At 47.2% G+C, this 21564-nt stretch carries 20 protein-coding genes; 9 read left to right on the plus strand and 11 right to left on the minus strand.

The features are described 5' to 3' along the window. Nucleotides 1-6: 6 nt before the first annotated feature. From ald to Pas1_RS06660, 3 genes are all read right to left on the minus strand, one after another. Nucleotides 7-1125, minus strand: coding sequence for an alanine dehydrogenase (gene ald, locus Pas1_RS06650; protein ID WP_112294829.1), 1119 nt, complete (start codon nt 1123-1125; stop codon nt 7-9). Nucleotides 1126-1136: 11 nt separating this feature from the next. Beyond that, the gene (locus Pas1_RS06655; protein WP_112203355.1) at nt 1137-2519 is read right to left on the minus strand and encodes an amino acid permease; all 1383 of its coding nucleotides are present in this window, start codon (nt 2517-2519) and stop codon (nt 1137-1139) included. A gap of 243 nt (nt 2520-2762) precedes the next feature. Next, nucleotides 2763-3506 carry a tRNA threonylcarbamoyladenosine dehydratase gene (locus Pas1_RS06660; RefSeq protein ID WP_112294830.1) on the minus strand — a complete coding sequence of 248 codons (744 nt, stop codon included), beginning with the start codon at nt 3504-3506 and terminating at the stop codon, nt 2763-2765. A gap of 22 nt (nt 3507-3528) precedes the next feature. Between Pas1_RS06660 and pdxH the strand changes: the two genes are divergently transcribed. After that, a complete protein-coding gene (gene pdxH / locus Pas1_RS06665) occupies nt 3529-4164 on the plus strand; it encodes a pyridoxamine 5'-phosphate oxidase (protein ID WP_112208935.1) in 636 nt (211 codons plus the stop codon). Here pdxH and msrA read toward each other — a convergent pair. Next, complete coding sequence (msrA, locus tag Pas1_RS06670) at nt 4161-4724, minus strand: peptide-methionine (S)-S-oxide reductase MsrA (RefSeq protein WP_112203349.1); 564 nt, start codon at nt 4722-4724, stop codon at nt 4161-4163. The two genes, pdxH and msrA, sit on opposite strands and share 4 nt — an antisense overlap. A gap of 48 nt (nt 4725-4772) precedes the next feature. On the opposite strand from msrA, the gene Pas1_RS06675 reads away from it, so the two are divergent. The 3 genes from Pas1_RS06675 (at nt 4773) to Pas1_RS06685 (ending at nt 8454) form a co-directional block, all read left to right on the plus strand. Then, nucleotides 4773-6164 carry an aldehyde dehydrogenase family protein gene (locus tag Pas1_RS06675; protein WP_112294831.1) on the plus strand — a complete coding sequence of 464 codons (1392 nt, stop codon included), beginning with the start codon at nt 4773-4775 and terminating at the stop codon, nt 6162-6164. A 221-nt stretch (nt 6165-6385) separates the two neighbouring features. Beyond that, complete coding sequence (locus Pas1_RS06680) at nt 6386-7888, plus strand: DEAD/DEAH box helicase (protein ID WP_112208932.1); 1503 nt, start codon at nt 6386-6388, stop codon at nt 7886-7888. A 2-nt stretch (nt 7889-7890) separates the two neighbouring features. After that, nucleotides 7891-8454: a chorismate--pyruvate lyase family protein gene (locus tag Pas1_RS06685; protein WP_112294832.1), complete on the plus strand. Its 564-nt coding sequence runs from the start codon at nt 7891-7893 to the stop codon at nt 8452-8454. Here Pas1_RS06685 and Pas1_RS06690 read toward each other — a convergent pair. Beyond that, on the minus strand, nt 8440-9270 hold the full coding sequence (locus Pas1_RS06690) for a uroporphyrinogen-III synthase (RefSeq protein ID WP_112205795.1): 831 nt from the start codon (nt 9268-9270) through the stop codon (nt 8440-8442). The genes Pas1_RS06685 and Pas1_RS06690 overlap by 15 nt on opposite strands. Before the next feature lie 16 nt (nt 9271-9286). Continuing rightward, the gene (gene hemC, locus Pas1_RS06695; RefSeq protein WP_112294833.1) at nt 9287-10237 is read right to left on the minus strand and encodes a hydroxymethylbilane synthase; all 951 of its coding nucleotides are present in this window, start codon (nt 10235-10237) and stop codon (nt 9287-9289) included. 43 nt (nt 10238-10280) lie between these two features. Between hemC and argH the strand changes: the two genes are divergently transcribed. Then, on the plus strand, nt 10281-11702 hold the full coding sequence (gene argH / locus Pas1_RS06700) for an argininosuccinate lyase (RefSeq protein WP_112294834.1): 1422 nt from the start codon (nt 10281-10283) through the stop codon (nt 11700-11702). Nucleotides 11703-11721: 19 nt separating this feature from the next. On the opposite strand, the gene Pas1_RS06705 is transcribed toward argH, so the two are convergent. The 3 genes from Pas1_RS06705 to Pas1_RS06715 form a co-directional block, all read right to left on the minus strand. Then, complete coding sequence (locus tag Pas1_RS06705; RefSeq protein ID WP_112294835.1) at nt 11722-13971, minus strand: arginine/lysine/ornithine decarboxylase; 2250 nt, start codon at nt 13969-13971, stop codon at nt 11722-11724. Between the two features lie 43 nt (nt 13972-14014). Then, on the minus strand, nt 14015-14581 hold the full coding sequence (gene dcd, locus Pas1_RS06710; protein WP_112203335.1) for a dCTP deaminase: 567 nt from the start codon (nt 14579-14581) through the stop codon (nt 14015-14017). Nucleotides 14582-14644: 63 nt separating this feature from the next. Then, the gene (locus Pas1_RS06715) at nt 14645-15484 is read right to left on the minus strand and encodes a formate dehydrogenase accessory sulfurtransferase FdhD (protein WP_112203333.1); all 840 of its coding nucleotides are present in this window, start codon (nt 15482-15484) and stop codon (nt 14645-14647) included. A 126-nt stretch (nt 15485-15610) separates the two neighbouring features. Here Pas1_RS06715 and metG point away from each other — a divergent pair, with 126 nt between their 5' ends. The 4 genes from metG (at nt 15611) to panC (ending at nt 19291) form a co-directional block, all read left to right on the plus strand. Beyond that, entirely contained in the window at nt 15611-17281 is a 1671-nt protein-coding gene (metG, locus tag Pas1_RS06720) for a methionine--tRNA ligase (protein ID WP_112294836.1), read from the plus strand. 117 nt (nt 17282-17398) lie between these two features. Next, nucleotides 17399-17587 (plus strand): DUF3460 family protein, encoded by a 189-nt coding sequence (locus tag Pas1_RS06725; protein ID WP_112203329.1) that lies wholly within the window; start codon nt 17399-17401, stop codon nt 17585-17587. After that, on the plus strand, nt 17580-18443 hold the full coding sequence (locus tag Pas1_RS06730; RefSeq protein WP_112203327.1) for a segregation and condensation protein A: 864 nt from the start codon (nt 17580-17582) through the stop codon (nt 18441-18443). The genes Pas1_RS06725 and Pas1_RS06730 overlap by 8 nt, the downstream gene beginning before the upstream one ends. Next, nucleotides 18440-19291 carry a pantoate--beta-alanine ligase gene (gene panC / locus Pas1_RS06735; RefSeq protein ID WP_112203325.1) on the plus strand — a complete coding sequence of 284 codons (852 nt, stop codon included), beginning with the start codon at nt 18440-18442 and terminating at the stop codon, nt 19289-19291. Before Pas1_RS06730 ends, panC begins: the two co-directional genes overlap by 4 nt. 10 nt (nt 19292-19301) lie before the next feature. On the opposite strand, the gene Pas1_RS06740 is transcribed toward panC, so the two are convergent. Both Pas1_RS06740 and frc read right to left on the minus strand, forming a co-directional pair. Then, a complete protein-coding gene (locus tag Pas1_RS06740) occupies nt 19302-20234 on the minus strand; it encodes a methionyl-tRNA formyltransferase (protein ID WP_112294837.1) in 933 nt (310 codons plus the stop codon). Next, nucleotides 20234-21481: a formyl-CoA transferase gene (frc, locus tag Pas1_RS06745; protein ID WP_112294838.1), complete on the minus strand. Its 1248-nt coding sequence runs from the start codon at nt 21479-21481 to the stop codon at nt 20234-20236. The genes Pas1_RS06740 and frc overlap by 1 nt, the downstream gene beginning before the upstream one ends. Nucleotides 21482-21564 lie beyond the last annotated feature (83 nt).

Consider the following 21564-nt stretch of genomic DNA (forward strand, 5'->3'; position numbering starts at 1 on the left):
TACTATCTAAGCCGCCAATAACTCTTCGGCTGATACAAAGTCTAACTTTTGCGCCATAGCAACGGGCTCAGAAGTCAGCACTCCACGATGCACGCTTAAGCCATTACGTAAATATTGATCTTTTTTCAAAGCCTCAATCACCCCTCGCTTGGCTAGCGCTTCAACAAAAGGATAAGTCGCATTAGTGAGTGCAAAGGTAGAGGTCCTCGCAACTGCACCTGGCATATTGGCTACACAATAATGAATCACTCCATCGATCTCATAAGTAGGATCAGCGTGCGTAGTTGGTTTTGAGGTTTCAAAACAACCGCCCTGGTCAATCGCAACATCCACCACGACTGCGCCTGCTTTCATTTTCCGAATCATTTCACGATTGACTAATTTAGGGGCAGCAGCACCAGGAAGCAAAACTGCACCAATCACGGCATCTGCCTCATGAACCTCCTGAGCTACCAAGAGTGAGTCTGAGTAGAGTGTTCTAACCCGATTACCAAAGAGCATATCGATTTGTCTGAGGCGTTCAAGATCGCGATCAAAAATACTCACATTAGCGCCAAGCCCAACTGCCATCTGTAAGGCATTACGACCGACAACGCCAGCACCCAATATCACGATCTTTGCAGGAGCAACCCCCGGCACACCTGCCATGAGAACTCCTAGACCACCATGGGTTTTTTCGAGATGAGATGCAGCAGCCTGAATGGACATTCTCCCAGCAACTTCACTCATCGGGGCTAAGAGCGGTAATGCGCCACAACGCGATGTCACTGTCTCGTACGCAATGCAGGTGGCACCAGAGTCAATCAAGGCTTGAGTTTGTTTTGGATCTGGTGCTAAATGCAAATAGGTAAATAAGATTTGATCTTCACGTAGCATCGCGCACTCTTGCGCTTGTGGCTCTTTCACCTTAACAATCATTTCAGATTTGCTGTAGACCTCTGCGGCACTATTAACCAGAGTAGCTCCAGCGATTCGATAGGATTCATCAGTCAATCCAATCTGAGTACCAGCACCCCGTTGCAATAAAACCGAATGTCCTTGCTTGCATAAGCCGCTCACATTACCCGGTGTCAGCCCAACCCGAAACTCATTATTTTTTACTTCCTGAGGTACGCCAATAATCATCTTGTTCTCCTTTATTGAAATGGTGATTTCGACTTCGTTTTGCGATGTAAGCCAGCGATATAGAACATCGCTAGATAGACCGCCAATAAACAGGGTCCTAAAATCAGAGCGACCCTGGCATCTTCATGAAAGCCCATTAGCGCCACTACTAAGACAATGAATGCCAAGGCAAACCATGAGGAATAGGGCCACCAAGGTGCGCGATACGATAGTTCGGCAACTTGAGCTTTAGTAAGAGAGCGTCGGAACTGAATTTGTGTCAACAAAATCGCAATCCAAACCATCAGCCCCACAAAAGTTACTGCGGCCATGATGTAATGAAATGCTTTGTCGGGCACAAAATAGTTCAGCACTACCCCAGTCAGACACACCGCTACGGTTGCACCAACAGCTCTTGCTGGAACGCCATACTTGGATAAACGCGCAAAAGATGCAGGAGCATAACCATTAATTGATAAGGCATACAGTAGTCTGCCGCCACTAAAGAGACCCGCATTGCATGACGAGAGTGCAGCAGTAATGACGACAAAATTAATTAAGCCGGCTGCTTCACGCAGACCAATTCGCTCAAACATCACGACAAATGGGCTGCCTTGCTGACCAATCTGATTCCAAGGAAAGATCGCCAAGATGACTAGAATGGCGCCCATGTAAAAAATCAAGATACGCCAGGCAAGAGAATCAATTGCCATTGGTATGGTCTTCTGAGGATTCTCAGCCTCACCTGCAGACAGGCCAATCATCTCAATCCCAACATAAGCAAACAAGACCATTTGCAAAGAAAGGAGCATTCCAGAAATACCATTGGGAAAGAATCCGCCATGGCTCCACAAATTACTCAAACCTATCGGCTGCCAGCCGTTTGTAAAGCCAAAGAAGATCACCGCTCCACCCAAACCAATCATGGCAACAATCGCAACGACTTTGATCAAAGCAAACCAGAACTCAAATTCTCCAAAGACTTTGACGGCAATTAAATTAATTAGGCCCATCATCAGAATGGCTGATAGAGCCCAAATCCACTGGGGTGTTTCTGGAAACCAAATACCCATATAGATTCCTACTGCAGTCACTTCGGCTATTCCCACCACAATCCAGTAGGTCCAATACCCCCAGCCGACCATATAGCCTGCAACTGGACCAACATAGGTATTGGCATATGCTGCAAAGGAGCCAGCAACAGGCTGATGGACCGCCATCTCACCTAAGGTACGCAAGACAATGAAAGCGACGATACCTGCCAAGAGGTAGCCTAAAAGAATGGATGGGCCAGCCAATTCAATGGCACTTGCCGAACCCAGAAATAAACCTACACCAATCGTTGAACCTAAAGCCATCAAGCGAATGTGTCGAACTTTGAGATGGCGCTTTAAGCCGGTTTGTTCAGTCTGCAAAAGAGACCTCCTTTCGATTTGTCCTTGGCGATTTACCAACGAAGCAAAGTCTAGGGAGGAGACAGCGGAAGTACTAGAGGTAAAAAATAACCAAAGTACTAGAAATGATTAGAACGGAACACTGAATAGATGGGTTGTGGATTTAAACCAGAGTAAGTTGTCATGAATTTATTTGGGATGACAACAGAATCCGTAATTTCTGACAGGGAAAGCCCTAGTGCTCTCTGAGGAAAAAAGGGCTATTTAATATTTTTTTGCAGCAATCAGATTCAGAATTTCAGCTGCTGCTGCTAAACCTGCCGCGGCGGTAACCATGACTGTAGAGCCATAACCTGAGCACGCCAAGCCACCAGAGGCGCCCCCAGCGCGTGGCTCATGCGAATACACCGCACGAATATCCATTTTCTTTTTTAAGTCTCTAGAAAAACCATGATCGGTTCTCAGCCCTACTCTCACTTTAGCCAACAAAGCATCTTGCTCGGTTTTAGATAGATCACTACAGCGCACGGATGTGGGATCGACTTTTCCACCAGCAGCGCCACACATGACTAGGGCTCGCTCATTTTTAACAGCCCATGCCGCTAATGCAATTTTAGTTGGTACTGAATCAGTTGCGTCCAATACAAAAGCGTCTATCGGAATCAAGCGCTCCAAATTATCAGGCTCCAAGAATTCATCGCACACCGTTAACTGAATCTCAGGATTAATTTGTAATATCCGCTCGGCCATTGCCTCAACCTTGGACTTGCCATAGTTCATTTCTAAAGCGTGAATCTGCCGATTCGTATTGCTTTCTGCGATGTGATCAAAATCTACTAGGACGAGATGTCCAATCCCGGTTCTAGCCAGCGCTTCCACAGCCCAGGACCCTACCCCGCCGAGACCTGCTACAACCACCGTTGCCCTCAGAAAGCGCTCGCGCAGCTCTCCCCCATACAGCCGGGCTACCCCTCCAAAACGACGATCATCTAAGTTGTCTTCTGCCATAGCTTCTCTTTATACTGAATAAATGAACTCGATTGCTGAACTTCGCAAAAACTACACCTTGGGTCAACTCTCAGAAACTCAGGTTCCTGCTAATCCGCTCGAACTATTCCACTTGTGGTTTGATCAAGCTATCAAAGCCAATTGCCCTGAACCCAATTCCATGGCTTTAGCCACCGCAGATCAATCTGGGAACCCTTCGGCTCGTATTGTCCTATTAAAGGGGGCTAGCGATAAGGGCTTCACCTTTTTTACCAATTACCAAAGTCAAAAAGGGCAAGAGCTGGCAAATCGACCTGAAGCTGCTTTGTTATTCCATTGGCATGAATTAGAACGTCAAGTTCGGATCAAAGGCACAGTAACTAAAGTGGACCCTGCCCAGAGCGATGAATACTTTCATTCTCGCCCTCCTGCATCACGAATCGGTGCCTGGGCTTCACCTCAGAGCGCTGAAATTCCGAGTCGAGAATTTCTGGAGGAAGCAGAGAAGCGATTCTTGAGCGAGCATGGTGACAATCCACCACGCCCTGATCATTGGGGTGGATATTGCCTCAGTCCGACCGAGATTGAATTCTGGCAAGGTCGACCATCCCGACTGCATGATCGCATTCAATACAAACTACAGGATCAGACTTGGCGTATTGCCCGATTAGCGCCCTAATCTGTTAAGAGCACTTTGAACTTGGCTCTAAACTTAGCCAACTTAGGTGCAACTACCGCCATGCAATACCCTTGACCTGGATGTTGATTGAAATAGTCCTGGTGATAGTCTTCAGCAGGATAAAACGTTGGTGCTGGCAGTATTTGTGTCACGATAGGACCTGAATAAATAGCAGCGTCCTCTAACTGCGCAACAACTTCTCGAGCAATACGATTTTGTTCTTCGCTATGCGTAAATATGACTGAACGATATTGGGTACCATGATCATTACCCTGATAGTTCAAAGTGGTTGGATCATGAATCACAAAGAAGACTTCCAGGAGATCTCGAAAAGAAACCTGCTTTGGATCAAAGTAGATATCGACGATTTCTGCATGGCCAGTCATGCCTGAACAGACCGCCTCATAAGTTGGATTAGGATTAGGGCCCCCAGCATAACCAGACACTACATGGTCGACACCGCGTACTTGCTGGTAAACAGCCTCTAAGCACCAGAAACAGCCCCCACCCAAGCTGGCCCGCTCAAGTTTTTCCCCATTTTTGTTCAGAATTTCACTCATAGCTTTATCCTACTGCTTTATTCCATTATTTGCAGAGTTCGATAGCCAATGAATCGTTTTACCCTCCAACTTGAAGAAATCAAAACTGCCTATATCGCAGAACCCAATCCCAGCCTGGAGGTTCGTTTAGAGCGCATTCGCAAAATTGAGCAAATGATCACAGCGAATGAGGACAAGATCTGCAAGGCTCTAGAAGCAGACTTTGGTTTTAGACACCCTATGGAAACTCGCTTAGCTGAATTTGGCATGATTTATCAAGCTTGCAAACACACAAGCAAGCATCTCAAAGAGTGGATGAAACCAACCCAAGTAGAGACACCTGGATTTTTAGGCTCATCACAAGCTTGGATTGAAAGCCAATCCATTGGTGTGGTGGGCATCCTCAGTCCGTGGAACTACCCGATTCACTTAGCTTTACTTCCTGCTATTGCTGCAATAGCAGCAGGTAACCGGGTGTGGCTCAAGACTTCTGAACGCAGCTCACGCACCTCAGGATTCCTAGCAGGGCTCATTCAAGAATATTTTCATCCTACTGAATTTTGTGTGAGCACTGGGGGTCCAGACGTCGCAGAAATCTTTGCATCTTTACCCTTTGATCATTTGTTCTTTACTGGCTCTGAAGTGATTGCTAAAAAAGTGATGCGTTCTGCTGCAGAAAACCTGACCCCAGTCACGCTTGAGTTAGGCGGTAAATCGCCTGCCGTGATTGATTCCTCGGCTAAACTCGCTGACGCTGCTGCCAGCATTGTTTACGGCAAGTTGATTAATGCAGGCCAAACTTGTATTGCGCCTGACTATGTATTACTGCAACAAGGTCAATTGGATCCATTTGTTGCAGAGCTCAAGCAAGCGGCTCAAAAGCAATACTCCGCAGATACACAGCTGACCGGTCCTATCGATGAGAATCAGTTAGCACGTTGGAAATTTCTGGTAGAGGATGCAGTAACTCGGGGCGCGCAAGTCATCCCATTATTGACAGAGGTGGCAAATGAAAACTTCATGCCTGTTGCATTACTTAATGTCAGTAAAGATGCAGCAGTCATGCAAGAAGAAATCTTTGGGCCAATATTGCCGATTGTGGTGATTGAGGATATCAATGCCGCAATTACCTATGTCAACAGCAAGCCAAATCCTTTAGCGCTCTATTGGTTTGGACGTGATAATAAAAATCAAGTGCGTTGGATCTCTGAAACCCGCTCTGGTGGTATGACCATCAACGACACACTCTTACACGCTGCAGTAGAGACCCTTCCTTTTGGCGGCATTGGTGCAAGCGGCATGGGTGCCTATCGCGGTAAAACAGGCTTTGATACCTTGAGTCATCAAAAATCAGTTTTAGAAGTTCACAGCTTTTTAGGGATCAAGATGTTCAAAGGCACGAATATGGCGCGTCCTCCCTATGGCAAGAAAACAGAGTTTTTACTGCGCTTATTGAAATAAGTCGGGGAAACCCTTGTATTAGCCTCTCCAAACTGCCATAATAAGAGGCTTTTTAAAGCAATTTGATTCATCGCCCCCCAGCTATATTTCAGCGATTCGTTTAGAAGTCATAAACATACCAACGCTGCCGCTTGTCTGATGGTCGATGCCTTTGACCATCGCACCCTTAAAAACATTGGGTGCACAAACGGAGACATCCCTTGAAGGGGATGTGTAATAGCATGACTTTTTCTAAAGAAACGAAACCTGAGTCTACGGACTCAAAGCACGCTGAAAGTACCTTTCAGTCTTTTGCCCTTGCGGCACCACTCCTTAAAAACGTTGCTGAATTAGGCTTTACTCACGCAACTCCAGTGCAAGCTCAGGTTATTCCTGCGGCATTAACTGGTGTTGATTTGTTAGTAAGTAGCCAGACCGGTAGCGGCAAGACAGCAGCATTTTTGTTGCCATTGATTAACCAACTCATTGAGAGCAACCCTAACAGCTCACCAGTGCCAGGACGCGCACAACCTAAAGTGTTAGTGCTCTGCCCTACTCGTGAATTAGCTCAGCAGGTAACCGCTGATGCTGTGAACCTGGTTCGCGGCTTCAAAGGAATCCGAATTGCCACCGTCATGGGTGGGATGCCTTATGGCAAACAAATTCAGGCTCTTAAAGGGGCATTACTCGTGGTTGCTACTCCTGGCCGCTTGCTCGACTTGTGCGATAGCAAAGCTATTCGTCTTGATGATGTCAAACAACTCGTGATTGATGAGGCTGATCGCATGCTCGACATGGGATTTGCTGATGATCTTGAAGCAATTGATAAGCGTTGCGCCGGTCGTAACCAAACTTTGATGTTCTCTGCAACCTTTGCACCGAAGATCATGTCTTTAGCTAATGCATTAACCAAGGATGCCATGCGTATCGAATTGGCTCATGCTGGCGATAAACATGCCAACATTGAACAGAAGTTACATTGGGCCGATAGCACTTCACACAAACATAAATTACTTGAGCATATTTTGGCTGATGCCACCTTAGATCAAGCAGTTGTATTTGCAAGTACCCAAATTGAAAGCGAGAAAATCGCTGATACTCTCCGTGCTAATGGCTACGAAGCTAGCGCCCTTCATGGTGCAATGCCTCAAGCTGTGCGGATGCGTCGCTTAGAGTCTTTGCGCAAAGGCCATACCAAGATTTTGGTAGCAACTGATGTAGCAGCTCGTGGTATTGATGTGCCTCGTATCACTCACGTGATTAACTTTGGACTCCCAATGAAACCAGAGGACTATACGCACCGTATCGGTCGTACTGGTCGTGCGGGTCGCAGCGGTGTTGCGATTACCTTAGTTGAGCACCGTGATCGTGCCAAGATTCGCAATATTGAGCGTTTTACTCAGCAAGATATTGCAGCCTCAGTCATCGCTGGTCTTGAGCCACAAGCCAAGCCTAGCTTTGGTGGTGGCGGTGGCGGCGGACGCCCTGGTGGCGGTGGTGGTCGCGGTCGTCCTGGTGGTGGCGGTGCTCGCTCAGGCGGTGGTGGTGGCCGTTATGGCTCCGGTGCTCGCTCTGAAGCACGCTCTGGCGGTCAAGCTGATTCTCGTTCTGCGGACTCACGTCCAAGTAATGGCAATCGCTTTGCTGACTCGCGTCCAAGTCGCTCAGGTGATTCACGTCCTGCTGGTCCTCGCTTTGCTAAAGCGAAGTCTGGTGGACAACGTAAGAACTTTAGCGGTAGCTAATCATGCCTCACCAGCGTCGCCTCCTTTCTAAATGGAATCGAGTCGATTCTGGTGAACTTCATCTTGCGCCTCGTAGATGGCAAAGATGGCTCAGTGATACCGGCTCATTAACCCAAAAAATTGAGGAGCATATTGCCCAGAAGCTCGAAGTTCGGGTTCTGCGTGATAGTCGTCAAGCCCTAAATAGCGATGAGAGTCGCTATTTTCATTTTCAGCCTCAGCGCTGCCGTGTTCGTGAAGTTTTGCTTTGTAAAGGCAATACCCCTCTAGTGATTGCGCGTAGCGTGATACCCGCTAGCAGCATACTTGGGGGCAATCAAGGCTTGCTTCGTTTGGGCAACAAACCACTTGGTGCCGTCTTATTTGCCAAGAAGCCAAATTCATCCAAACGCAAAGTACTTCGAGAAATTTGTTATTTGTCTAAACGTGATCCTTTTTGGCAACACTTTCAGAAGCTGTATCCATCGCTACCATCAAAATTGTGGGCAAGACGAACGCTCTATCAATTGAAAGGCAAACCGATCTTGGTTTGCGAAGTATTCCTGCCTGCCCTATTGGCTACTTAAGCTTTTAATCCATCCTAAGCTAGCCTGAATCAAAGCCTCATCGCCTGGCTCAGAAACTAAGACATTAGCAAAACCTGCTGCTTTTGCAGCATCAGCAATATTGTCATGCGGACAGAGTGCATTGGCATCACTCAAGCTTTGTCTAAATTGATCCTCAATCACATTACCTAGATACCGAACTGCTTCTGAAGAAGTTAAGACCCAAAGCGAGTCAGCGAAATTCATCTCATGAACTGGTAACCATGCTGGGTTATCAATGGCAAGCGGTACACGGGTATAGACCGAGATCGCCGTCACCCTTGCACCCGCAGCCTCAAGAGTTTCTGCAAGCCAATCACGACCGCCCTCGCCTTTGAAGATCACCACTTTTTTGCTGGGCCAATTCCATCCCAGGGTTTGAAGCTTTTGCCATAGACCTTCAGAATCCCAGCCTGCATTTTGCTCAGGCATCAGAATGGGTGTGGGGCTGTCCTCCGAGCCAATACCATGATGTCGCAAAGCCTGGGCACTACTGCCACCCATGACACCAATTGGAATAATGTCTCTAGCTAAATCTTGCCAAGCGCACTCAATTAAGCGCAAGGTACATTCGATTGCATTGGGGCTCACAAAGATTGCGAGATCGGCATCTTGCATAGCACTGATGACCTCTGAAATCAGCTCTTCATCTGCCTTTGGAATGATCGTCAATAAAGGTAGTGACAGAATTTGTGGTGGCTGAGTAACGGTATGACTCGATAGTGCTGCGCTGAGCAACTCCATTAGGTGACGAGCTTGACCAACTGGCCTGGTGATAACAATGGTTTTTGTATTCACTTTGATAGTCACGGCTTTACTTAGGTAGTAAAGCGGCTGCGCCCTGAGATATCAGGTCTTGAGCTACCGCTAAGCCTAATGCCTCAGCTTCAGCTACTGTTTGCACTGGGGCATTCGCATTTGCTCTACAAATAGTTTGACCATCAACGCTTGCTACAAATGAACGGATTTGCATTTGCTGATTCTCAAAAATAGCATGTGCTGCAAGTGGCACTTCACAAGAGCCGCCTAATTGGCGAGAAATCATACGTTCACTTGAAACTGCTAACAAAGTAGGTAAATCATTGAAAGGTGCAAGCCATTGCTTGATCTGAGGATGGCCTTGAAGGGTTTCGATTCCTAGGGCGCCTTGCCCTGCTGCAGGCGTATAGATATCGGCCGTCAAATACGTCCGAATACGATTCTCTAGACCCAAACGCTTTAAACCAGCGGCAGCCAAGATAATCGCCTGGTATTCGCCTCGGTCTAACTTACCTAAACGCGTATCTAAATTACCCCGCAAAGGCTCAATCACCAAGTGCGGAAAATGGGCTCGCAGAATAGATTCTCGGCGCAGGCTGGAAGTTCCTACAACCGCGCCTTTGGGTAAATCTTCCAAATCTTGAAAATCATTGGACACGAAAGCGTCTCTTGCATCCTCACGAGCCATAATGCATGCGAGCTCAAAACCTGCTGGCATAACCATGGGTACATCCTTTAAGGAATGTACCGCCAAGTCTGCTCGTCCATCTTCTAAAGCTGCTTCCAGCTCTTTGACAAACAGACCTTTACCCCCAACCTTGGAGAGTGCCTTATCTAGGATCTGATCGCCCTTGGTAGTCATGCCCAAAATGCTGATTTCGCAGTCGGGATAGTGCTTTTTGAGGCAATCTCGGACATATTCAGCCTGCCACATGGCAAGGCGACTTTCACGGGAAGCTATGACCAAACGGCTGGGCTGAGAAGAAGAAATGGGGTTTGGGGACATCACATTTAAAATAATTAAAGACCTACAGCAATATACTGTGTTTATGAGCTCAACTAAAAATTCTCTCGCCAATAAAGCCCAAGCCTGGTCGGCCCGTTTTAACGAACCCGTCTCAGAACTGGTGCAGCGGTATACCGCCTCGGTTGGCTTTGACCAGCGCTTCGCTTTAGTCGATATTATAGGCTCACTTGCCCATGCTGAAATGCTGGCAAAGCAAAAAATCATTAGCGCCCAAGACCTGGCCGATATCCAAAAGGGAATGGCCCAGATCAAAACAGAGATTGAAGCTGGCCAATTTAATTGGCAGCTTGCTTTAGAAGATGTCCACCTTAATATTGAGGCTCGCCTTACTGAATTGATTGGCGATGCTGGCAAACGTTTACATACCGGTCGCTCACGCAATGACCAAGTCGCCACTGATTTACGTCTTTGGCTGCGGGCTAGCGTGGATGAGATTAGTAATTCATTAACCCTCTTACGTTCTGCGTTTTTGAACTTGGCTGAGAAACATGCGGGCACTATCATGCCTGGACACACTCATCTACAAGTTGCGCAACCCATTACGTTTGGCCACCACTTGATGGCCTATTACGAAATGTTTACGCGTGATGCCAGTCGCTTAGCGGATTTGCGCGCACGCTTTAACCGCCTACCGCTTGGCGCAGCAGCTTTAGCTGGCACCACCTATCCAATTGATCGCGAGCAAGTTGCGCATGCCCTAGATTTTGATGGCATTTGCAATAACTCTCTAGATGCTGTCTCAGACAGAGACTTTGCGATCGAGTTTTGCGCCTTTGCATCCATTTTCATGATGCATGTCTCTCGCCTATCTGAAGAGCTGGTCCTGTGGCTGAGTCCACGCTTTGGCTTTATTGATTTGCCCGATCGCTTCTGCACGGGTAGCTCGATCATGCCGCAAAAGAAGAATCCTGACGTCCCCGAATTAGCTCGCGGCAAGACCGGTCGCGTCTATGGCGATCTCATCTCCCTCTTAACTCTGATGAAGAGCCAACCCTTGGCTTACAACAAAGATAACCAAGAAGATAAAGAGCCATTATTTGATGCAGTGGACACCGTGCAAGATACTCTGCGCATCTTTGCTGACATGGTTCCCCATATTGAAGTGAAGGCGGAGGTTATGAAGGCTGCTGCTGAAGAAGGTTTTGCTACAGCAACCGACTTAGCTGATTACTTAGTCAAAAAAGGTTTGGCTTTCCGCGATGCCCATGAAGCTGTGGCGCATGCAGTCAAAGCCTGCGTTGGTAGAAATTGCATGCTAACTGATCTTAGTCTGGCTGAGTTGCGCTTTGCCTGTGGCCTCGATAGTCGTCCGGAGCTTTTGGGCGACGATGTCTTTGAACTGCTCACTGTTGAAGGTTCAGTGCAATCACGTCAACACGCCGGGGGCACCGCTCCTGAGCAAGTGCTTCGTGCAATTAAACAGGCACGTAGCGAACTCAAGTAATTTATTAGTTACGCTGTAACTAAGCTCTCACACAATCGACGTAGTACTCAGTGCGGCCGTTCGCTTCGGTCTTCACTAATCCGTGAATATCGGTCTCGAAGCCAGGAAACTTCTCATTGAAATCACGTGCAAAGTAGAGATAGTCAACAATGCGTTTATTAAAACGCTCGCCTGGAATCAGCAAAGGAATACCTGGTGGATAAGGCGTTACCAACATGGCAGTAATTCTGCCCTCAAGCTTGTCGACAGGTACACGATCTACTTCACGGTGCGCCATTTTGGCCCAAGCTTCGGCTGGCAACATCGCAGGCACCATGTCTGAGGTATACATCTCGGTAGTCATGCGCGCTACATCACGACTCTTATAGAACTCATGAATCTGCTGACAGACATCTTTTAAACCAACCCGCTCATAACGAGGATGCTTGGCTACAAATTCAGGGAGAACCTTCCAAAGGGGCATGTTCTTATCAAAATGATCTTTGAATTGCTGTAACTCGGTCACGAGCGTATTCCAGCGACCTTTGGTGATACCGATGGTGAACATGATGAAGAAGGAATACAAACCGCACTTCTCAACGATCACACCGTGCTCAGCCAAATACTTAGTGACGATACTAGCTGGGATACCCATCTCACCAAACTTGCCATCAATGTCCAAACCCGGCGTCACAATCGTGGCCTTGATCGGATCCAACATATTGAAATCCTTGGCTAACTTACCAAAGTCATGCCATGACGCATTAGGCTCTAGCACCCAGTCAGAACGCTCACCAATACCCTCTTGCGCAATATGATCTGGGCCCCAAACCTGGAACCACCAGTCAGCGCCAAACTGATGATCGACTTCGCGCATCGCGCGACGGAAGTCCATCGCTTCTGCAATCGACTCTTCCACCAAAGTGGTACCGCCAGGCGATTCCATCATGGCTGCTGACACATCGCAAGAAGCAATGATCGAATACTGTGGACTAGTTGAGGTATGCATTAGGTAGGATTCGTTAAAGCAATCACGATCTAACTTACGCTCTTCAGCGTCTTGCACCAATACTTGTGAGGCTTGCGATAAGCCTGCCAATAATTTATGAGTCGATTGGGTAGCAAACATCAAACTCTTTTTAGTACGCTTTTGCTCTGAGCCAATTGCATGCATGTCTTTGTAGAAAGGATGGAATGCCGCATGGGGCAACCAAGCTTCATCGAAATGCAAAGAATCCACTTTGCCATCGAGCATCTCTTTAATCATCTCAACGTTATAAATAATGCCATCGTAAGTACTCTGCGTTAAGGTCATCACACGGGGGATAACATTTTTATCCTTGATGAAAGGATTAGCGTCAATCTTCTTCTTAATATTGGCCCACTCAAACTCTTCTTTAGGGATTGGGCCAATAATGCCGAGGTGATTGCGAGTTGGCATTAAGAAGACGGGAATCGCGCCCATCATCGTGATTGAATGAATCACGGACTTATGGCAATTGCGGTCTACTAGGACCACATCGCTGGGCGCAACGGTGGAGTGCCAGACAATCTTGTTAGAGGTCGAGGTGCCATTAGTCACAAAGAACAAATGGTCAGCATTAAAAATACGCGCTGCATTACGCTCACTCGCCAAAACAGGACCGGTGTGATCTAGCAATTGACCGAGCTCTTCCACTGCATTACATACGTCTGCGCGGAGCATATTCTCACCAAAGAACTGGTGGAACATTCTGCCAACGGGACTCTTCAAAAAGGCAACGCCACCTGAGTGCCCTGGGCAATGCCAGGAATACGAGCCTTCTGAGGCGTAATGCGTGAGGGCCTTAAAGAATGGAGGTGACAAAGAATCAAGATAAACCTTGGCTTCGCGAATGATATGACGCGCCACAAACTCAGGGGTATCTTCATTCATATGAATGAAGCCATGCAGCTCACGCAGAATATCGTTAGGCATATGGCGAGAAGTACTGGTCTCACCATAAAGGAAGATGGGAATATCTTCATTACGCTTACGCACCTCGGCAATAAACGCGCGCAGATTATTTAAAGCAGGCAAATCATTGTCTTCAGAATCAGACACAAACTCTTCATCATCAATAGATACGATGAATGTCGATGCGCGTGAGGCCTGTTGAGCAAAAGAAGTTAAGTCGCCATAACTAGTCAAACCGATGACTTCCATACCCTCGGTTTCAATTGCTTCTGCCAAATCACGAATACCAGAGCCCGAGATGTTCTCAGCACGAAAGTCTTCATCAATGATGATGATAGGGAAACGGAATTTCATGAGGACCCTTTAGGTTCGCAAGCGATTAGTGAATGAAGATAACTTAGGTCTTGGGCAGAGTAACGCCGCTTTGACCTTGATATTTACCGCCGCGATCTTTGTAAGAGGTGCCGCAAACTTCATCACTCTCAAAGAATAAAACTTGAGCACAGCCTTCACCAGCATAAATTTTGGCTGGCAATGGTGTTGTATTAGAAAACTCTAGCGTCACATAACCTTCCCACTCGGGTTCAAATGGGGTCACGTTCACGATGATTCCGCAACGTGCATAAGTACTTTTACCAACGCAAATTGTCAAGACGTTACGGGGTATCTTAAAAAACTCTACTGTTCTTGCCAAAGCAAATGAATTGGGTGGAATGATGCAAACATCGCCCTTGAAATCGACAAACGATTGTTCATCAAAGTTCTTGGGGTCAACAATGGTGCTATTGATGTTTGTGAAAATCTTGAACTCATTCGCGCAACGAATGTCATAGCCATAGCTCGAGGTGCCATAACTCACAATTTTGTGGCCGGCAGTATCTTGGCGAACTTGGCCGGGTTCAAATGGGCTGATCATGCCTTGCGCGCCCATACGGCGGATCCAGTGGTCTGATTTAATAGTCATGGCCGGATTGTAAAACCTTCGCAAGTCATTTCCCACCCTTTTTGGGCAGGTTTTAGTACCGCCTTAGGCAGCTTTGCTCAATACCACCCGCTCAGGGGCGTTATAGATCTCAAAGTGCTTGCCAGAGCAGCGGCCCAAGAGGGTGAGATTCGTTTTGCGAGCGACTTCTAAGCCCATTAAAGTCATGCCCGAGCGGGTCATGAGAAAGGGAATCCCCATTTGCGCTCCTTTAATCACCATCTCCGAGGTGAGGCGTCCAGTGGTAAAAAAGATCAGGTCTTTGCCAGGCTTGTCCTCAAGCCATAGAAGTCCAGAGATGGAATCAACAGCGTTATGGCGCCCCACATCTTCTATGAAATGGAGTAAGTGAACCTGGTCTGGTCCCGCCCGCTCAAAGACAGCACAGGCATGGACCGAGCCAGATTGCTTATAGATCGTATCGTGGGTCCGAATCGTATCGATCAGAGCCACAATCGCTTCTTGGCGCAAACTAGGACCATCGGGTAGACGGATTGCCTCAACCTCCTCTACCAAGCCCCCAAACATGGTTCCTTGACCACAGCCAGTGGTAACCACCCGTTTACTTGTCAGGGCATCAATATCTACGGAACTACGACGGGTTTTGACCGCTGCTGAATCGGTCTCCCAATCCACCTGAATACTCTCAATGTCGCTAACCGACTCTACCAAGCGCTGATTGCGCAAATAACCCAAAACCAAGGCCTCAGGAGCACTGCCGAGAGTCATCAGCGTCACGATCTCTCGCTTATCGAGATAGATCGTCAAGGGGCGCTCCCCAGGGATAAAGGTCGTTTTCAGTCGTCCAGCTTCGTCCACGATTTGGACCTCGTGCACGAGCGGCACGCAAGCATGAGACATCTGAATGGGGCTTGATACAGCCATAAAACACCTTCTTAAATAGATAAAGAATCGGGCTCAACTTTAACCGCAGACTAAAATTACTGCAGAACCATAAGCCTAGACAGCATAATCGTATATTGACCCCTATTTTGATCAAACCTGTTTTGCATGAGTAGCCTTCCGCGCCGCCTTCTTGTTACCTCCGCCCTGCCATATGCCAATGGCCAGATTCATATTGGCCATCTGGTGGAATACGTACAAACCGATATCTGGGTCCGCTTCCAGAGAATGCGGGGGCATGAGGTCCATTATGTAGGGGCTGACGATACCCATGGCACCCCCATCATGCTACGCGCTGAAAAAGAAGGTATCACTCCTAAAGAACTGATTGCCAATGTTTGGAAAGAGCATAAACGGGACTTTGATGATTTCTTAATCTCGTTTGACAACTACTACACCACCGATAGTCCTGAGAACGAAAAACTCTCGCAAAGTATTTATATCAAACTGCGTGATGCCGGTCTAATTGAGAAACGTGCAATCGAGCAAGCTTACGATCCTGTTAAGGAAATGTTTTTACCCGATCGCTTCATCAAGGGTGAATGCCCTAAGTGTGGCGCTAAAGATCAATACGGTGATTCTTGCGAAAAGTGTGGCGCAACCTATTCCCCTGTTGATTTAAAAAACCCTTACTCTGTTGCGAGTGGTGCGACACCAATTAAAAAAGTTTCTGATCACTACTTCTTCAAACTATCTGATCCTCGTTGTGAAAGCTTCTTGCGCGAGTGGACTCAAGTAAAGACACCTCTACAAACAGAAGCACGCAACAAAATGAAAGAATGGGTTGGCGAAGCCGGAGACAGTAAATTAGGTGACTGGGATATCTCACGCGATGCACCCTACTTTGGTTTTGAAATTCCGGATGCTCCTGGTAAGTACTTCTATGTCTGGCTTGATGCCCCCATTGGCTATTACGCCAGCTTTCTCAACTACTGCCAGCAAAAGGGGCTGAATTTTGAGGAGTGGGTTAAGCCTAACACCACAACCGAGCAGTACCACTTTATCGGTAAAGACATCCTATATTTCCATACCCTCTTTTGGCCAGCGACTCTCCACTTTGCCGGCTATCGCACCCCAACTAATGTGTTTGCCCATGGCTTCTTAACCGTCGATGGCGAGAAGATGAGTAAGTCACGTGGCACCCTCATCTCTGCACACAGCGTGATTGAATCAGGCTTCAATCCAGAATGGTTCCGGTATTACTTTGCGACCAAACTCAATGACAGCATGGAAGATTTAGATCTGAACTTGCAAGACTTCGTTGCGCGTGTCAATAGCGACCTCCTCGGTAAGTACATCAATATTGCAAGTCGTAGCGCGGGCTTCTTAGTGAAGCGATTTGCTGGGGTCGTTTCTGACGAAGCGATGGATCATCCTTTGCTAACCGAAATTAGAGGAGCGAGTGAAAAAATTGCCGCTCTATATGAAGGTCGCGAGTTTGCAAAAGCATTGCGTAGCGTGATGGAGCTTGCCGACAAGGTGAATGCTTTTGTCGATGAGAACAAGCCTTGGGAAATTGCTAAAGATTCTGAACGTGAAGCAGATCTGCAACGCGTCTGTAGCGTGACTTTAGAAGCATTTCGGGCACTGAGTTTATATCTCAAACCGGTCTTGCCTAAGGTCGCGGAAGGCGTGGAAACTTTTTTATCTCTCAAGCCAATGCATTGGGAGGACATCAATACCCCTTTGAGTAGTCAACACCCAATCCAAGCTTATCAACACCTCATGACTCGGGTCGAGCCCACTCAAATTGATAGCCTCTTGGCAGCAAATCTCTAGAAGTCGGAAATTGGTCGAGAACGACTAAAAATCGTTAATAATGGTGTTTGTGTGGTCAAAAATCTTTGGCCAATAAAAGTTTAAGTTATTGATTTGATTGAGAATTTAGGAATTACTATGGCCCGATACGAGTCTGATTTCACCAAGTTTTTAAATGAAATGAAATCTGAGAAGCCTGATCTTGAGGCAGGACAGCAAGAAGGACGCGCCCTCCTTTGGGATAAAGAACCCCAGAGCGTAGAAGATATGCGCCGCGCCAAAGCTGCGAAATTAAAACAGCGCGCTTACGTTTATTCGAATGACTGAACCCAGCGCAGCACCAGTATCTGAATTACTGGATAGCACCCCTGCAGTAACCGATGGAATGTCAGAGGCGTTTGCCAAGCTGTATGGCGAACCCCTTTTCAAACTCCCAACCGATCTCTATATTCCGCCAGATGCATTAGAAGTTTTCTTAGAGGCATTTGAAGGTCCGCTTGATTTATTGCTGTACTTAATTCGTAAGCAGAACTTCAATGTGCTTGATATTCCAATGGCACAGGTTACGCAACAGTATCTGAGCTACATCGACCAAATTCGCCATCACAATCTTGAGCTCGCCGCTGAGTATTTATTAATGGCAGCAATGTTGATTGAAATCAAATCGCGCATGTTGCTACCGATGAAAAAAGCCGATAGCGAGGAAGAAGTAGAAGACCCACGCGCAGAACTCGTGCGGCGTCTACTTGAATATGAGCGTATGAAGCTTGCTGCTCAAGAGCTCGATCAAATCCCGCAACAGGGTCGTGATTTCCAGATCGCTCATGGACATGTGGATACCACGGTCGCAGTCACTTGGCCTGAAGTCAATTTAGATGATCTACAAATGGCTTGGCGCGATGTTCTACACCGTGCCACACTCAATCAACACCACACTATCACTCGCGAAGAATTGTCTGTGCGCGACTTCATGACGCGGATTTTGCGTCGCCTGCAAAATACCCGTTTTGTCGAATTTAGTGAGCTATTTGAGGATGCTATTGCATCTGGCAAAGGTGTACCTGTCGTGATCGTAAACTTTATTGCCATGCTTGAACTCTCACGTGAAGCCTTAATTGAGATCACTCAAGCTGAGCCCTACGCCCCTATCTACGTGCGCTTAGCCTATACCCCCAGCGCATGAAAATCATTAGCGATATTGGAGAGTTGCGCGATCAGTTGCGCGGCCAGAATCGGGCCTCTTTTGTACCCACCATGGGCAACCTCCATGAAGGCCATCTTTCCCTCATGCGCTTAGCTCGCCAACACGGTGATCCGGTAGTAGCCAGCATCTTTGTGAATCGCCTACAGTTTGGGCCCAATGAGGATTTTGATAGCTACCCTCGCACTATGCAGGCAGACATTGAGAAGTTGGAGAAAGAAGGTGTCTATGTATTATTTGCGCCTACTGAAAAAGATCTCTATCCCCAGCCTCAAGAGTATCGAGTAGAACCCCCAAACCAACTAGGCAACATTCTCGAAGGAGAATTCAGGCCCGGCTTCTTTCAAGGTGTTTGTACAGTAGTGCTTAAACTTTTTTCTTGCGTCCAACCGAAGGTCGCAGTATTTGGGAAGAAGGACTATCAGCAACTCATGATCATTCGCCAAATGGCAAAACAATTTGCGCTACCAGTAGATATTGTTCCTGCAGAAACTATTCGCGCCGAAGACGGTCTTGCCCTCTCCTCACGCAATACTTATCTATCAATCGATGAGCGTCGTGAAGCGCCTGAGTTACAAAAACTTCTTCAACAAGTACGCGAGCAAGTGATCGGGCTTAAACAACAGAGCCCAGAAGAGCTGAAAAAGATTGAGGCTGGCGCGCTTGAGACCCTTACAAAAAGAGGCTGGCGGCCGGACTACATTGCCATTCGTCTGCAAAGTGACTTAGCCACTCCTAGCAATACTGCGCTTGATGCCAAAGAGTCTTTAGTTATTCTGACTGCGGCCAAGCTTGGCAAAACTCGCCTAATCGATAATCTCGAAATCTAAACCCTTTGAATTACAACTCGAAGAATTGTCCAACTGCAAGATGAAGTTCTTGAGCAAGTTCGGCGCCCGTCACCTTACCTGCAGCGCCCTTTGCTCTGAGCACCTCAATTTGGCCACCATGGCAAGCTACTGAGAATGAGTTCAAGCTAATCTCAGTGATTTCACCAGGCTTACCTTTGACTGAAGCAAAAGTTGGAGCGATATGTTTATGAGCATCGTAGATCTGCACTTTTTGCTCACCAAACCTTGTCCAGGCTCCCGGCGCAGGATTGCAAGCCCTAATGAGGTTATAGGTTTGATTGATATGGGTTGCCCAATGAATCTTGGCTGCATTTGCGTCAAACCAACCTTCATAGTTAGCCTGGGATTCATCTTGAATAACTTCTTGATGTTTGCCAGCCACAATAAGATCAGCAGCCTCTAGTAATGCGCTAAGGCCTAATGGGAAAAGATGATCAAAGTAGATTTGACCCAAAGTATCGTTTGGTCCGATTGCTACTTCTTTTTGCAAAATGACTGCGCCTTCATCTAAACCATCAGAGGGACGGAAAATGGTTAAGCCCGTTTTCTCTTCGCCCAACGCAATCGCCCAATTGATGGCGCTGGGACCACGGTACTTTGGCAATAAAGATGGGTGATATTGAATCGTGCCGTGCTTCGGAATTTTGACAAGCTCCTGAGGTACAAACTGCAATACATATGCCATGACACAGATATCCGCATTGCTATCAATCATGGCCTGAGCAGCTTCAGGACTTTTCAAGGAAGTAAATTGCAAAGGAGTGAGGCCTCTCGCTAGAGCAGCCTCTTTAAGGGCTTCAGGCTTACTGGATTTAGGATTATCTGGGGGACAAAAGACCGCAACCAGTTCATCGCCCCGATCCAAAAAAGCTTCTAATGCAGCCTTGCCAAAATCTGCACTTCCAATTAAGGCGATGCGCATCAGATAACCTTGTCGTGACGAAGTTCGATTAACTCATCGGTACTATAGCCAAGCTCATTCAAGATTTCATCAGTATGTTCGCCCAGCAATGGGGAGCGAGTCACCTCAGTTTCGCTATCCGATAACTTAATGGGATTGCCTACAGTTAAATACTTGCCGCGCACTGGATGATCTACCTCAACCACTGTACCTGTCTCACGCAAAGATGGCTCTTCAGCCAACTCTTTCATTGACAGAATTGGGCCGCAAGGAACATCGTATTTATTGAGAATATCCATTGCTTCAAACTTGGTCTTGGTCATTGTCCACTGTTCGATACCACCAAAAATATCCATGAGATGGGGCAAACGGGCAGTAGGGGAAGCAAATTTAGGATCGGTAATCCAATCTTCGCGGCCAATCACTTTGCAAATCGCCTCCCACACAGGAGCTTGAACCACCACATAGATATAGGAGTTCGGATCGGTTTCCCAACCTTTACATTTCAGAATCCAGCCAGGCTGTCCGCCACCAGAGGCATTACCAGCACGAGGTACAGCATTACCAAACTGTCCATTAGGATACTGTGGGTACTCGCGCATTTCACCATTGCGTTCTAAGCGCTGTTGATCACGTAATTTCACACGGCAGAGATTGAGAACAGCATCTTGCATTGCTGCTAATACTTTTTGACCGCGGCCCGTTTGGGTACGTTGATACAAAGCAGTCACAATGCCGAGCGCTAAATGTAAACCGGTGCCGCTATCACCGATCTGCGCACCAGTCACCATAGGAGGGCCATCATCAAATCCAGTTGTGGAAGCTGAACCACCAGCACATTGGGCGACGTTCTCATAGACTTTGCAGTCTTCATAGGGTCCAGGGCCAAAACCTTTAACCGAGGCCATGATCATGCGCGGATTAAGTTCTTGAATACGCTCCCACGAAAAACCCATACGATCCAATGCGCCAGGTGCAAAGTTCTCTACCAGCACGTCACACTCTTTAATCAAGCGCTCCAGAATTTCTTTACCCTTTGGAGTTTTGGTATTGACAGTGATCGAACGCTTGTTGTGATTGAGCATTGTGAAGTACAAACTGTCTGCATCTGGAATATCGCGGAGTTGACCGCGAGTAGCATCACCCTCACCCGATTTTTCCACCTTGATAACGTCAGCACCAAACCAAGCTAATAACTGAGTGCAGGTTGGGCCAGATTGAACATGCGTAAAGTCGAGGATTTTGACCCCGTCTAATGCTTTTGCCATGATTAAAGTCCTAGGAAGATTGAAATTTTGAATTAGTTCAATTTTACCAGCGAGAAATCAGGGTGGAATATTGCCTATTTTTT

This window comes from Polynucleobacter paneuropaeus, assembly GCF_003261235.1.
GTDB lineage: Bacteria > Pseudomonadota > Gammaproteobacteria > Burkholderiales > Burkholderiaceae > Polynucleobacter > Polynucleobacter paneuropaeus.